At 56.0% G+C, this 15,591-nt stretch carries 6 protein-coding genes; 1 reads left to right on the top strand and 5 read right to left on the bottom strand.

The window, feature by feature from the left end:
* Positions 1-14 precede the first annotated feature (14 nt).
* The 3 genes from BLR57_RS15900 to BLR57_RS15890 all read right to left on the bottom strand — a co-directional run bounded on the left by BLR57_RS15900 (position 15) and on the right by BLR57_RS15890 (position 8,771).
* Positions 15-2,642, bottom strand: coding sequence for a DUF1156 domain-containing protein (locus BLR57_RS15900; protein WP_089699188.1), 2,628 nt, complete (start codon positions 2,640-2,642; stop codon positions 15-17).
* A 39-nt stretch (positions 2,643-2,681) separates the two neighbouring features.
* Positions 2,682-5,915, bottom strand: a complete 3,234-nt coding sequence (locus BLR57_RS15895) for a DUF499 domain-containing protein (protein WP_170830671.1) — start codon at positions 5,913-5,915, stop codon at positions 2,682-2,684.
* A 201-nt stretch (positions 5,916-6,116) separates the two neighbouring features.
* Complete coding sequence (locus tag BLR57_RS15890) at positions 6,117-8,771, bottom strand: DUF1156 domain-containing protein (protein ID WP_089699186.1); 2,655 nt, start codon at positions 8,769-8,771, stop codon at positions 6,117-6,119.
* A gap of 418 nt (positions 8,772-9,189) precedes the next feature.
* Here BLR57_RS15890 and BLR57_RS15885 point away from each other — a divergent pair, with 418 nt between their 5' ends.
* Positions 9,190-10,107 (top strand): hypothetical protein, encoded by a 918-nt coding sequence (locus tag BLR57_RS15885; protein ID WP_089699184.1) that lies wholly within the window; start codon positions 9,190-9,192, stop codon positions 10,105-10,107.
* 15 nt (positions 10,108-10,122) lie between these two features.
* Here BLR57_RS15885 and BLR57_RS15880 read toward each other — a convergent pair whose 3' ends face one another.
* The gene (locus BLR57_RS15880; RefSeq protein WP_089699182.1) at positions 10,123-12,984 is read right to left on the bottom strand and encodes a UvrD-helicase domain-containing protein; all 2,862 of its coding nucleotides are present in this window, start codon (positions 12,982-12,984) and stop codon (positions 10,123-10,125) included.
* A complete protein-coding gene (locus tag BLR57_RS15875) occupies positions 12,981-15,569 on the bottom strand; it encodes a PD-(D/E)XK nuclease family protein (RefSeq protein ID WP_170830670.1) in 2,589 nt (862 codons plus the stop codon). The genes BLR57_RS15880 and BLR57_RS15875 overlap by 4 nt, the downstream gene beginning before the upstream one ends.
* Between the last annotated feature and the right edge of the window lie 22 nt (positions 15,570-15,591).

Below are 15,591 nucleotides of genomic sequence, written 5' to 3'. Positions count from 1 at the left end.
GGGTGTGAAATACGTTAGTCCCTCAAGAGCCGACGATATTCCTCATCACCAGTGAGATTCGCAAGGTCTGTTGCTACGTCGAGCATCGCCCCAGTGACTTCCATCCCGCGAAGTTTCTCTATCGTCGATGTCTCTTGAGCCGCTTCGTACCGAAGGAGCTGTACTCTCTCCAAGGCAGAGAGCGAGTCCACAGTCTTCTCCTTGAGATAGGCGAGGCGTTTCTCATCGTCCCATCGAGCCAATTTGAATTCGGGCTCTGGATCGAAAAGCGCCCGGCTACGTAGGTCAGCGGGTTTGACGTTCGTACCCCGGCAGAGGCGGGTTACATCCTCGATCGTGGGTGCTTCCATTGCTAATAGATCGAGGTAAATCTGGTCAGGAGTGACGTCTCCAGCGATGATATCGTATATTTGTTCAACGACTTCGGTGGCGTTCATCACGGCCCCTTCTCGATGAACTTTTTTGTGGTGCTTGGAGTATTCACGGAAACATCGGCCAAGCTCGACAACACTGATGTCTCCCTCAGATAGGGTTTGACCCTCTCGTATGTTCTCTCGGGCCTGACGTGCTTCTCTGTGCATTCGTCGCCGTAGAGAGGACCAGCTAACTGGTTCGCGCTTTCCTGCAGGACGAGCAACGACGATGACGCTGAAACTGAGTCCCTCCCCCATTACGAACTCGCTGAGGTTTGCTGAAATCGGATACGTTGCTGTGACGTCAAACCCTTCATCGCACAGCGACTGTAACAGCGCTCCCCAGGACTTCTTCCCTCCGTGACGGTACGTGAACACGAGAACGCCATCGTCCTTCAACACCGTTCGCAATCGCGAGAACGACTGTTTGATCTCTGCCTCGAAGCTGGTGTCGTCCTTATTCACAGCAGGGTTTGCGACGACACTCTTCTGTCGAGGGGTGTTTTCAGCGTCAAAGCAAGGGTACTCATCAGCTAAGAGGAGCCGTTGCCATGCGTAGAAGAAGTCTGAAACCTCAGAGTAGATCACATTGTCATAATACGGTGGGTCAGTGATGATGGCATCATAGTCCGTCTCGAGATCGACTTCTCGAACATCTCCTTGCAGTAGGGTGTAGTCTCCACCAACAGGGGTCTCGAACGGGTCTGTTTGCTTGAGCTCCCCGTCTTCCAGATACCGTTCCGTTGGGTAGTGAGCGAACTCGACGGCGTCGACAATCTTCTCCCATGTGTTCTGGAATGTCCCACGTCCAGCCCTCGTACCCCAGACGTTGTTTTCAGCGTATTCGACAAGTGGCGTGTACGAATTCTGTCTGAAGATGCCCTCGATCTTTGTTCCAGATATACTGTAGAGAGCGAAGTTGTTCTGGAACATGAGTGAATCACTGAACGCAAGGAGCAGATACTCCTTGATCTGCTGATTTTCGATTGTATCTATTGCTGAGAGAAGGGTGGAGAGGCAGTAGAGTTGACGTGGGTTGAACATATCCTGCCACGTTTTGTAGCCGTGGCTGAACACGTCGTTGCCGTTGATCCGAGAAGCAGCTGTAATGGCTCCTTCAGGGATATCACCATCAGGTGCATACTCACCTAGCGTCTCAGAAGCCTCCCACTGGTCCTTCGCGTGGGTGAACTGGGCCAAGTCCTCGTCAGTGGCCGCTTTGTAGCCCTTGACGGTCGACCGTTCTTTCCCTTCGTCGTCGCAGCTCGTACAGTAGTATTCGATAGCGTAGAGGTCTTCAGAGTAAGACTGACCGTCAGCGATAGCATCAACGATGGAGTATTTGAGTCCACAGGAGGGACAGCCGTAGTTACCCCCACGTGACACCGGCCCGTTTGCTGGGATATACTCATGCCCACACTCCGTACAGGTCGACTCAGACCGGTAATCATCGGTCAAAAAGACCGACTCGCATTCGGGGCAGTAGACGTTGTACTTGTCGTCGTTTTCGTATCGTCCGTTCGCAACTCGATAGTCTTTGAACAGAGGGATCGTCTCACCACAAGACGTGCAGTCTAACTTCCGTACCCAGAGCGCGTACATGATATCAGCGACATGGGCGTCGTCGTGAGGGCACGCTGTTTGATAGTGCGATTTGAGCTCCTCTGCTACTTCATCCCGCACATCCTCGAAGGCCTGTTGAAGCTCATCAGGGTCTATCTCGTGGGCCTCCATTTCCTTCTTCGTTATGAACCACGCGACAGGGTTCAGGTCGACGCCAGTGACGTCTGCACCGAACCGAATCGCTTCCATGAGGCTTGTTCCGCCACCCATGAACGGGTCGAGGACGGTCTTGTCGCTCACGCCGACGTCCTTCGGATACAGACTCCAGAGAGCGTCGGGATTTTGTAGACTGACGGCATCGACGAGCTGCGAGAGATCAGCTTCGGTAGAGGATTTCTCAGTACCCTCCGCGAAATCAGAGAGATTCATCTCCTCTTTTCCGGGCTCTCGGACGTCGACTGAAGACGGGTCGTCGACTAATGTGTAGAGCGAAATCGCTCTGAAGACGCTCCCAAGCTGTCTAGCCCACCATTTGTGCATCGTGGAAAGAGGGCGGTAGTAGAGTTTAGCCCGCCCTTCGCGGTCAGCAAGGTCATTCACTTGCTCGATGGGGAAGCCACGCTCGATGGGGAGCTCTTCCCGCGAATCCACGTCTGGGTCAGGCATGGTGGGTGGTGGCTTCGTCTTGATATTTGAACGTGTGCGTCATTCGAACTGGATGGTGATGTCGATGCCAGTAGCGGCCTCCGGGATGTTCTCAAGGATGTCGGCGACGACCTCGTGGGACTGACCGAGTTCGAGCTGAAGGTCTGCGTGTGCCAGCTGGAATTCCGCGATGCCTTGCAGTCCACCTGGTGCAGCACCGTCGCCGTTCGTGTTGAACGAGAGGGAACCGTAGGAGACAGACCCGGACTCGTGGGAGTCATTCCATTCCTTCCGCATCTCTGCCGGACTATCGCCCTGATACTCGAAGGTCCAGCCTTCCTCCGGTGGGATGCGGAACCCAGCACCCGGGAACCAGTCTGCAGGGTCTTCTGAGCCGGTGGCACCAACAACGTAGTGAGGGTCACTCTTCCCGAGGTTGGCGAGCAGGAAGTGCTTGACTGCAGCCTCGGACTCGCTCGGTGCGCAGTTGGTCTGGATCGACTGAACCTTGAACGTCTCCTCCTCGTCGAGGCCACGGATATGGTCCAAGATTTGTTCGCCGACGTCGTCGGCAACCATCGGTGCGACGACGACAGACGTTGGCTCACGGTCACCGAGGGTACTGACGTAGTCGCCACCGGTCTTGATCTTGTAGCCATCCGAGAGGAGCGAGCTAACAGCGCTCCGGAACGCGGAATCGGTATCGTCCTTCGGGAGATAGACCTCTGGGTCGTTACGGATTGCCGTCAGAACCTGGCTGGTGTTGGCTTCCCCCGCAGCCTCAATCGCTTCCTCGATCCGAGATCGAACCTCGTTCGGTCCAATCGTCTCGGCGTCTGAGACATCGCGGAGTGTGGCGTCGGAGCGGACTTTGTCGAGGATTTCACTGCCACTGACGAGGACGTAGTGATCTGCGTTCGCGAGTCGTCCAGCCGCCATCTTAACGGCGTCCTCGGGGCTCTGGTCGTAGATCCACACGTCCGTTCGCTGTCGAAGCTCGAGTTCGAACGTGCCGAGATCGACTTCCTTCGTACCCGCACCGAACTGACTGCGGAGTTCGGATTCGACCTCGTCAGTAGACCACTTCTCGACGTCGCTCTCAAGAACGAGCACCGTATCCTGTGTGAGGCCGCGGAGTTCGTCTTTGAAACCGCTCCCATCGTGTGCGAGAACAGGCTTACCCTCTAATCCGTTCTCGACCGCCTGAACGATGTCCGTGACGCTTCCCGGAATCGGGTACGTCGGACTCATCAGGAACTGCTCGTAGATGTCGTCGATGGTCGTCTCGGATCGGGTTTTGAGGCGGTCTTGAACGATATCCCAGACGTGACGCTGCAGGTCGAACGGGTCTGCTTTGACTGCACCAGCGATGTTGCTGGCGTTCAGGACTGGCTCGGTTGCGACCCGATTCTCTAGCGAAATTTCGGCGGCGTAGTCGAACTCGTTGAGGAGGTCGTCGCCGTCGATGAGTTCACCATACGCGCTCTCCAGTCGCTTGAGGAGTTCGCCCTCGTACTCTTCGTGAAGATCTTCGATGTCGTCTCGAATCTCTTCGGAGAGGTTCTCGTCTGCTTTCCGGAGGTCTGCACCGATGACCTCCTTCGCCTTCCCGAGGAACTTCTCTTGTTGGGACGTCGGCGAGATGGATTTGCCGTTCTTCGGCTGAACGAAGGCAAGCGTGTTGCGCCACTGACGGCCAGCTGGCTGGTTCTTGATAATCTCTGCAACGCTCTCCTCATCCCACGGGCCGTTCTTCACGACCACCTTGATATTCTGGCTGTCTGGGACGCTCTCGAGCGTTCCATCGGTGTTGAATCCGACTGCATAGGCCCCCGAGCCGAACAGTTTCTCGACGGTGTCGCCGATGAGATCCATCGCCTCGTCGTCCTCGACATCACGTGCCGCGTTCTTGACGAGCGAGCGCGGGTTTTCGTCCTCGCGGATGACGTAGCGGTCGTCGGAGCGCCAGAGGTGGTAGACCTCTCCCTGCAGCCGTTCGAGATCGACGATGATGTCGTTGATGCGGTCGCCAGCGTGGTACGTGCCGATGACGATGTCCGAGGTCGTTGCTCCCTCAGCGAGTCCGGGGGTCAGCGAGTAGATGAGAACCGTGCTGAGGATGGGTCGTCCATACGGGATGTCGGCGTCAGCGAGTCGGTCGGTGATGTCGTCGAAACAGCAATTCGCTCGTGAGTGCTCGACGTTGATGCGCGTGAGTTCGTCGTTGTAGTCCACCGCATCGACTTCGCCGTGGGTGATGAGGTCGGTCTCCTGGAACCGGTCGACGAGAACGCGGGCGAAGAGATAGAGCATCCCGCGAGTCGCGCCGGATTCGGTTTCAGCGAAGAACCGCGTCTTCATCGAGTCGATGAGCACGGGGTGGAACGGGTACGTCTCGTACATCTCGTCGCGAAGCCCGCTCGGGAGGTCGACGTAGTCCGTATCCGCGTACGCCTCGATATACTGGTCAACGAGCGCCCGCATACCCGAGCGGTCGTCGATGGAGTCGACGAGACGGTGGCGGAGGACCTCCTTGATGTCGACCTGGTTGGACATGTTGACCTGCACGCGGTCGTTCTCGCGGGCGAGGATGTCGTGAACGCCCGAGCCCTCACGAAGCACAGAGACGAACGCGAACAACTCCGTGTTCGGACGGGACGTCGTCTCGAAGAGCGCCTGGAGGAAGCCACGGTTCGCCTCCTTGCGTCGTCCAGTGAGCGAGCCGAACCAGTCCTCGAGTTCGTCCATGAAGAACGCGACGGTGCGGTCGCCAACGGCGTCCTGAATGACGTCGATCGTCGGGTAGCCACCGTCCTCGTCGTACTCCTCTTCGTTCGGTTCGTAGTCCAGGCGCTCGAAGAGCGGTTCCCAGAGGTACTCGTACTGCTGCTTCTGGAGGGAGACGACGACAGGGAGTGCGTCTTCAGGGAGCACATCGTCGAGTCCTTCGATGCGGTCACTGGCCCAGTCACCGACGATGTCCGGCGACTTGAAGCAGTGATACATCGCCACCATCTGGTGGGACTTCCCGGTCCCGTACGGACCGTACATTTCGTGGAGACGGATGTTGTCCTCGCCCTGGAGGGTATCCCGGAGGCGCTTCATCGAATCCTCCAGTCCGCCCGTCAGCAGCGTGCGGTCGAAGAACCGCCGTGCGTCGGATTCGAGCGTCTCCGCGTCGCTTTCGACGTCGTACAGGCGAATCTGGCCCTTGATGAGGCCATCGCCCTCGGTGAGTTCCGGACTGAGTGTCAGAACATCATCGATGGATTTGCGAGTTCCTTCCGCGCTCATGTATGATTGACACGATGGGTGACTCTCTTATCAAAGTGCGTATTCAAAATCGGATTTGCCGGGACTAATACATTCAATCAAGTATTTGTCGTCCCTATTGAGTTATTAAAGACATAGTAATGTTATTATTCCTGGAGAGGGTGGCCTATCAGCTTTGTCTGGAAGTTTGAGGACACAAAAAAGGAACTCTTAGTTAGTCAGCTACTCGTCAGAGATTTCCGCGAGAGTGGTATCGACGCCTAACATCTTCAGGTATGTTTCATCACCTGTAACTGCGGCAAGATCCTCACAAAGCTCCTGAAGCTTGTCCATATCCCACTTGCTGAGGAATTCTTCACGGGATCGGTCATGCTCATACCGATAGCGGAGGAAGTGAGCTTTATCGAGGTTCGTGAGGTCGCCGTTACCTTCTTCTACACGACTCTGAACGTAGGCCTGGCGTTTCTCATCGTTCCAATCAGAAAGTACGAAATCACCGCTTTCCATTCGGAACAGCCTCATTTCCTTCATCCTCTCTTCGGATGCATCGGAGCGCTTGAGATGCTTGTTTAAGTCGCTATACGAGGGCTTCCTCTCTTCCAGGAGATCGAGATATACATCTTGCTCACCCCGTTCGCCCTCCTGAATGATTCCGTAAATTTCCTGAACAACCTCTTTTGCGCTCATGATTTCGCCAGCTCGACGAACCTCACCATGATGCTTCGAGTATTCCTGATAACATTTCCCCATCTCAATGACACCAATATCACCACTAGTGAGTTCTCGGGTTTCTTCAAGCGTCTCGCGTGCTACTTGTGCGGTCTTTACAATTCGCCGGCGAAGCTGATTCCACGAGATCGGAGTGCGACTATCAGTCGGTCTTGCGACAATTACGATGTCAAATGAGACAGCTTCCCCCCCGATAAACTTGTGTAGGTCAGAGTTGATCGGATAAGTTGCCGTTACCTCGAAATCGTTTTCACAGAGCGATTTTAGAAGCTCTCCCCAGGACTCACCATCACTGTGGTGGTAGGTGAATGCGAGGGTCCCGTCTTTTTTCAGTGTCCGATTTATGACTGCGAGGGCCTGTCCCATCTCATGTTCGAAGTCTTCAGCAGTCTTCCCCAAGAACGGGTTTGTTACGATGGATTCTACACGCGGTGTTTTATCGCGATCAAATCCTGCGTATTCGCCTTCGAGTAATATCTTCTGCCAGACGTAGAAATAATCTGCCACCTCGGAGTAGATGATATTATCGTAGTATGGTGGGTCAGTAATTACTGCGTCATACTCATTTTCAGAAGTTATAGATCTCATGTCGTCTTGGTAGACTTCTGAATTGAGGCCAATAGGTTGAGCAAATTGCTCTGTTTCAACGGTGTCACCGTTATCTACATATCGATCAGTAGGACTATTGGCATACTCTATCCCCTTCTTCACGAGTTCGAACGTCTTCTGGAAGCTTCCCATCCCATACTTCGTGCCCCAAAGGTTCGCCTCACAGGGTTGCTGGGGCGGATCAAATGAATTCGTTTTGAACAGATGCTGAATTTTGTTTGTACTCGCCTGGTATCCAGTAAATGAATTATTGAAATTGAGAGATTCACTAAAAGCCAGTAACAGGTATTCACGGATGTTTTGGTTATCCACATTTTCAATCGATTTTAGAAGGGTAGATAGCGACAGAAGTTGCCGTTCATTGAACATATCAGTCCATTTCCCATATCCGTGGTCAAAGACAGGATTCCGTTCAGAAGTCATATGGCCCGGTGGAATATCTTCATCAGGCACATATTTGTGCAAGTCAGTTCGCGTATTCCACTTTTGTTTTGCTTCCTCGAAAAGTTGCAGATCAGCTGCTTCTACGGATTTATAGCCTTTGTAGGAACTCTTCTTTTCGCCTGAGTTGTCACAAGATGGGCAATAATACTCTACAGCGTAGAGTTTTAAGTTGGGCTTTCCAAGTTCAGCGATTGCGTCCGTAACAGATTCTTTCTGTCCACATTCAGGGCAGTTATAGTATCCTCCTCGAGAGACACTTCCATCCTTCGGGACAAATGTGTGTTTACACTGGTCACACACACTATCATCCTGCCAGTCATCGACTAGCGTAAGTTCATCACAACCAGGACAGAGAACGTTGTATTTTCCTTTGTTTTCATAGCGGCCAGCAGCAACTCGGTAATCCTTAAACAGTGGAATAGTGTGACCACAGGAGACGCAATCAAGTTCTTTCACCCAAAAGTTGTACATTACATCCGCGTCATGGTCCCCATTGGGACACGGGGTTCTGTAGTATTTTAGGATTTCTTCCGAAACATCAGATTTTATCCGATTGAATTCCTCCACCAGTTGACTTACGCTTGTTTGACCAGCTTCAAGCTCCTTCTTCGTAACAAACCATGCGACTGGATTTAGGTCAACACCAACCGAGTCAACTCCAAACCTCGAAGCCTCGACGAGTGATGTGCCCCCACCCATAAATGGGTCGAGAATTTTCTTGTCCTTGATACGAACGTCCTTTGGATAGAAGTCCCAGAGAGTCTCCGGATCTTCCATTGAAACCTTGCTAATTGCCTCTACCAGCCCGTCCTCACTCACACCATTCTGTCCTAGAGTCTGATTATCTCCAGGTTCATAGACCTCAACATCATCCGTAGTCGTATTATCATCTAATAGTGAGTACAGAGTAATGGCCCGAAATAGACTACCCGGTCTTCGTGCCCACCACTTGTGCATTGTATATACTGGGCGATAGTGCTGCCGGGCCCGCCCTTCATTCGCAGCAATCTCGTTTACCCGCTCAATCGGAAAACCACGCTCGATAGGGAGTTCCGAACGCCCCTCTGATTCCTCAGAATGTTCCTGCTTAGACATTAGTCGACCTTACCGAGTCTTTCCGCAGGAGCCATATAAAAATACGCAACCACTGGTAGAACGCTTCACGCAGAGAGGTTCCGCTCGTGAGTCGGTACCCCGACCAAGTTGCTCCGTCAGTCTTGGAGCGTGGCGACAGTTCGTCCCGCCTCCTCAGCCTCTTTGCTGCGCGACATCCCGCACATCGCCAGCGCCTCGTCGACCGCCTCATCGAGGCTCATGGGTCAAGCTAATCATAACCCTTCTGTCGTATAACCACTTGCATGGATCCCGCAAAGTCACAAACCCACGATTCACCGAAACGGGATCAAGGAACGGACTTCCCCCGTTGACTAATGCACTGCATCGACACGAGACTCAGTTCGAGATACTCCAGAGATGGCAGAAGTTGTAAGATACTGGTGCTGAGATGAAGAGTATGAATCTCCCTCTGGATCCGACCCAAAACGACGCCTCTCCCCAAGAACTCATCAGGAGCCTTCCCTCACAAGCGGCTCGTCGACGCGTCCTGCAGGCAGCAGACATCTCGATGGACGTGGATAATCGAGGCTTCGCCGACGCTCTGAACGAACTCTCACAGATCCAGCTGCGACGAGCCGCATCACAGCTCCAATTCGCGGGAGCCCGCACGGTCTACTACTATCTCGTAGACGGATTACACCAGGTGTCGCCAGAGGGCGCGACGGGGCGAGTCGGTGACGTCGGGTCGCCCGGCGTCTACGGGTCAGAGGTCCAGACAGTCACGAGCGAGCACGATCGAATCTTCGTCGTCTGCAACGTCCCCGATACGGGATCACAGGCACAGCTGACGCTCACGAAGGAGGATCGACCGACGACCGTCGCGACGTTCAAACCGAGAACGCAACTCCTCGCCATCCGTGCCCCAGACGGGGGAACCGCAGATGCGACCGTCCAGGCGTTCAAGAGTTACTTCGAGCTGGATGGCGCAACACGAGTCTCGTTCTTGGATAACGGATTCAGAGGCCGGTTCGAAGACGCCTGCGTCGATGGCTATTCGACCCTCCGACTCCGGAATACGAACGCCTACGATAACACCCGAGAAATCGAGGTTCGCTCAAAAGAACCCGAGTCGGGGAGTATCTCGGACGTCCGCGTCGACTCAATCGTCGAGGACTTGCTTCGACGCGGAGACACAGAGCTTGATGCAGCCACCGGCCTCGTATCTCTCCCGACCGACGTTCGTTCGATAGAAACAGGCGAACCACTACATCCTCGAGTGACGATTGGATTCGCTGATGGGTCCGTCACCTTCGAACAATTTGTCCCCGAACAGATTTTGATCGCGTTCGACGACGCCGTTCGAGAGGCTATTTAGAGAGTACAGCGAGATCTATTCGGCAGCGCTGGTTTCCAAACCTTGTTCTTCAGCTATTAACTCGACGAGGTCCGCTCTCGTGAGTGGATCAATGTCAACGCGATCCCCTTGGGCAGTATAGAAGATACCTGCAGTCACGTCTCGGTCAGGGAACCACTCATCCAACACGTGATAATACACGCTGAGTTGCTTCCGATACTCATCCTCGGCGTGTCGCCCAAGGTCGGTCTTGAAGTCGATGATCTCGACGGCATCAGGACGAATGTGAACGAGGTCGACGATTCCTGAGATGGTGACCTGATCGCCGTCGACAGTGAGCGGGAGATACGCGTCCTCCTCAACTCGCAACTCTCCATCGAGAGAGTCCAGGAACGACTTGATGTGACGCTCGTCGTCGTTCGACGGTTCGACTTCTCCTTCCAGCACGTACCGCTCAGCGAACTCGTGGGTCTGCGTTCCGAACGCTGTCCCCCTCCCGTCGTCGACGTCCTCGAACACATCGTCGCGCATGAGCGTGTGTGGCGAGTGTCCGACCGGACCGTCCGGCGTCGGCACAGCAATCTGCAAGTGCGCCTGCGTCGTCTCGGTGATGTCGGCTTCCTGAACGTCGGGTTCCAGTTCCTCAAGGTCGACCGGGAGTTCTTCGATGAACGTGTTCGGGCTCTCGCCTGCAGCGAACACGAGGTGGCTCTCAGCCCGCGTCATCGCGACGTAGAGCAAGCGTCGCTCTTCATCGTACCCACGCGGCAGGCACTTCCGAAGGACGTCGCTCCGCCAGTTGTCGTGAATGTGCGGATACCCGTGGTCGTCCGCGTAGACCTTCCGCTGACGGAGTCCGATCGGATCGTCGAACGTGATCGCGTTACTGTTCCCGCCCGACGGTGGGAAGCGATGGGAGTTCATGTTCGCGAGCACGACGATGGGGTGTTCGAGTCCCTTTGCCGCGTGGATAGTCTGGACCGTCACCGAGTTCGTGCCGGCGCTCGCGTGAACTTCGTGAGTGCTTCCGTCCTCGATGCCCCGTTCGATGAACCTGATGAGGTCACCTCGTGTCAACGTCGTCGCGCTGTGGACAGACTGTATCGTCGTCAGCAGCACGTCGGCATACGCCCCGTTGTAGTCGTACTGGGAGAACACGCGCTGGGCAACCCCACCGACCGTCTCCAGCGACGCAAGCTCCGACTTGAACGTCTGCATGTTGGCGGGGTATTCCTCACTCTCAAGGACGTGTTTGACCTCGTCGAGCGTGTAGCCCGCTTCCTCGAGGACGACGGCCCAGCCCCTATCCGCGACGGATTCGAGAATCCGCAGCCACGCAAGCAGAAGCTTCGCCGGGTCGGACCGGAACAACTCGATGCCACCCTCGTACGCCATCGGTAAGCCGTACTCTTCGGCAACCGAGAGGAGTTCCCGACCGAAGTCACGAGTCCGGGTGAGGACGGCGATGTCACCGTACTCCGGGAGACGGAGTTCGTCGTCCTCTTCGATCTGATACGCGTCGTTCCCGACGATCTCCTGTATCTTGGTCAGGACGGCCTCGTGTTCGTCTTCGTGTTGAATCGCCTCAATGCGGGAGTTCTCGTGCGGGGCGTTCGAGGAGAGCGCCACGATGCGGTCTCGGACGGCTGCCTCGTCGACGTCGTCCTTGCTCGCAGCGGGCGTGATCAGGCTGTGCTCGGAGAAGTCGAGGATGGCCTGTGTTGACCGGTAGTTCTCGACGAGTTCGATATCGATGATCGGGCGTGTCGCCCACGAGACTCGCTCGTGGTCCTCGTTGAGTTCGTCGACGAATCGATCCAAGCGAGACTCGAATTCGGTGATGTTCTCGACGGCAGCGTACTGGAAGGAGTAGATGCTCTGTTTCCAGTCGCCGACGACACAGACGTTGTTCGTGTCCGCGAGCAGGAGGGCGAGTTTGAACTGGATCTCGCTCGAGTCCTGGAACTCGTCGATCATCACGTACTCGAAGGCAACGTCGTCGCGGAGTCGGTGGTCGTCACAGAGCAGGACGAACGCGAACAGTTGGAGGAAGCTGAAGTTGAGGTAGTTCCGACTGAGGGCGAACTGCAGGTACTCGTGATAGACGTCGTGGACGAAGTTCTTGAGGCCCTCTCGCTGTTCCTCAAACGCCAGTCGTGCGACGGCAGCGGGAACTTGCTTCTCACCCCATCCGCCACGGATCTCGTCTTCCTCGGGCGCGTCTGCGAGGTAGCATTTGTCGTTCCCGTAGCCCCCGAGTTTCGAGCGGAGCTTGGACTGCTTGTTCCCGTCGTTCCGGGGCTGATTCAGTTCGTCGAAGATCTCACGGAACGCCGCGAAGTCGCCATCCAAATGCCGCTCGCCGTTTCGATACCAGCCATCAGCGGTCGGGAAGACACCCTTTGCTGCGAGCTGATTGATCAACCCGAGGAGTTCGACCGGCTCCTCGACGGCGCGGAAGAAGTCGTCGTACTCGGGGTGGTCGTCGCTGAATCGACGGATGAACTCGCGGAACTGGGTCTTCTCGACGTTCTCGTCTTCGAGGACGCGTGTGGACCCCGTAATCCGGTCGTCGATGCCGAGGAGTGTCGGTGCCTCGAAGCCATGTTCCATGAGGATGTCGTGGCAGAGACTGTGGAACGTCTGAATCGGCGCGTCAGCGAGTTCCCGCATTCCGTAGTCACAGTTGGCGACGATCCGCTCTCGCATCTCCGTCGCCGCGTTGTTGGTGAAAGTCACGAGGAGGACGTCCTCGGGCTCGACGTCGTCCTGGTCGACGATCTCTGCGTATCGACGGGTAACGGTGAACGTCTTCCCCGTCCCCGCGCCGGCGTCTACGACGTGAATGCCCTGTGTACTGTCGATGAGGTCCTGCTGTTGGTCGTTCGGAGCGGTCATCGCGAACCACCCTCCAGGATGCAGTCTCGGTTATCCACGTAGCGATAGTTCGGGTCGCCGCCGAGTCCCTGAACCGGGAAGCGCTCGTCCCCGGCACGGCGGTCGTTCAACTCCGAAAGACGATCTCGGACGAACTGCTCGAATGCGTCCACGTCGCCAGTGAAGTAGTTCTGGTTGCGAATACGGAGCAAGTGTCTCAGGGCCTGCTTGCAGCCGTTTTTCACGTACTTGTAGTCGCCAACATCAGCAATCAGTCGCTCAGTGAGCGCTCTGCCGAACTCGGATTCGATGAGTTCGTCGCTATCGCTTGTGTCCGGGAACGCGTACGCATCTAACACCGCTTGGTACACCTCGTATGTCGACTTCGAGAAAGTCTTGTTGCAGTCGTTCGCGGCATCTTCCTGCAGTTCGGTGAAGACAGCCGGACTCGCGATATACTCCTCGTAGCTGTGAGGGTAGTAGGTGACCGTCGTGAGGCAGTCCTCGAGAGACCCATCCCCAGTCACCACATCGTCGAGCGTTTCGAGGAAGTGGAAGAACGTGAATCGAAGTTCCTCATCCGGGCGCTCAGTGCGCTGGTGAGCGAGATACAGCAATGCCTGGAAATTCGGTTTGTCGCTCGGTGGGTCGAGCGCCGAGTGCTTGACGACGGAGTATGCCGACTTCTTTGCGCCGCTCTTGTAGTCGAGGAGTCGGGCAGGGCTGTGAACGAGGTCGATCTTTCCCTTCAACCCGAGGTTAGTGTTCTCGAACCGGCGTTCAGTGTGCGACGCGTCGATAGGGCGGTCGTAATACTCAGCGAAGAAGTTCTCTCCCCAGCCACTATCAGGCGTCGCCAGACCATCACCCTGAGGCGGGTTTGCATCGAGGAACTCGACGATGGTCTGGAGCCCGACGCGGTATTTCGTGAGTCGGACCTCCCGGTCGACGCCGCGGAGGAACGGGTCAACCTCGTCGAGAATGACTGCTGCGACCTCGTCGAGCGTGTCCGTCGTGATGACGTCCGGATGTGAGACGTAGAACTCTGCGAAGTCGTGGAACAGGTTCCCTTCCCTAAAGTGCTCTTTGTCCGGGTTGTCGACGACTCGGCTGAAGAAGTAATCGCGGGGGGAGTTGACGTAGGTGTTCAGGCTCGACTGGCTCAGTGCGGTGACCTCCTCAGGAAGGACGTCGAGTGGTTCTCTTTCGAACCCGTCCTGCGTTGGTCGAAATGCTCGTGAGTGTTGCAGTGAGTCCAAGTCACTGAATCGGTCGAACTCTTCCTCGAACAGCTCTTCGAAGTACAGACACGGGGTGACCGGCGTCCCACCGGCGGTGTCCTGCACGAGGTAGTACTGGTCGACTCCGTTCTGGAGCAGGAGTTGGAACTGTCGGATGTTCCGCTCGAACTCTTGATCCCGGTTGACCCACGGTCGACGAGGCGACGAATGCGTCCACCCTTCGTCGAGGCCGAGATAGAACACCACGGCGCGGTCGACGTGCGCGGCCGATTTCGCATCGGCCAGCAGGACACCTTCGTTTTCGCGGTCCACAGGGACTTCGTAGGACTGTAGATAGAATTCGAGCCGGTCGACTGCCGATTCGGTGACGGGGTCGTCGAGGATACCGAGGGTCGCGAGTTCCTCTCTGAATGCGTCGATGGTGGTGTCTGTGACGTCCTCGTATACGTCGATGGCTTCCTCGAACGTGCTGGTGCGAATCTCGTCACGGAACTCGAGGAGCCAGTCCACTTCCGGGCGGTCGAGGTCGAAGAGACGCTTCTCGTCGTGTTCGATATCGATTGACATCCCGAGCTGGGTGAGGAGTGGTCGAACGTCGCCAACCCGCGTATCTCGGCCAGCGTGCGCACTTCGAAGCAGCTGCAGGAATGCTCGGTGACGTGCATCGTCGGTGAACCCTGGACCACCGTAGTATGGAATATCTGCGGCTTCCAGCGCCGACTCAATGAGTGAGGAATATTGACTGGCTGCATCGAGGACGACAGCCACGTCTCCGGCGTTTTCGGGGGTGACCGTGTCGAGGACAACGTCGACGATTGCGGCCGGCGAATAGAGAATTCGGAACGGTGGATGGTCGAACGACTCTTCGGTGAACGGGTCGACCGTCTCGTAGTCTGGAGGAAGGATCGAGCGTTCGAGTTCGGTGAGCTGCTTGAGTCCGACGACGGCGACCGACGTGTCGGCGTCGATGCTGTACTCGGTGAGGCGCTTGGACGTCGTGTCCATATCGGCGATGCAGTCGACAGCGGTGTGCGTTGCCGTCGTCGCGAACTGTTCGTAGTCGAGAACAGCCTCAGCCGTCCCTTGGTACTCCCAGCATTGGAGGATGTTCCCGACCGCATAGGACGTCTCCTTCCAGTTGAGATCCGTCGTCTCGATGATTTCGAGAAACGCGAGTCGATCCTCAGCCTGTTCTCGGCGTCGAGCCGCCAGGCGCCGTGGGGTAATCGCGAACGGCCCGAAGTGGGGTTGGTCGAGACGCCGGTTCAGGGCGCTTGCCATCGGCGCGTCCGGCACGAGCACAAGGTCGAAATCCTTGCATTCCTCGTAGAGAGAATCAATAGACTTCGCTCGTGTAATTGACACGGACTATCGGACTCAGGTGAGT

This window comes from Halogranum gelatinilyticum, from assembly GCF_900103715.1.
Lineage (GTDB): Archaea > Halobacteriota > Halobacteria > Halobacteriales > Haloferacaceae > Halogranum > Halogranum gelatinilyticum.
This window is presented reverse-complemented; position numbering and strand designations above follow the sequence as displayed.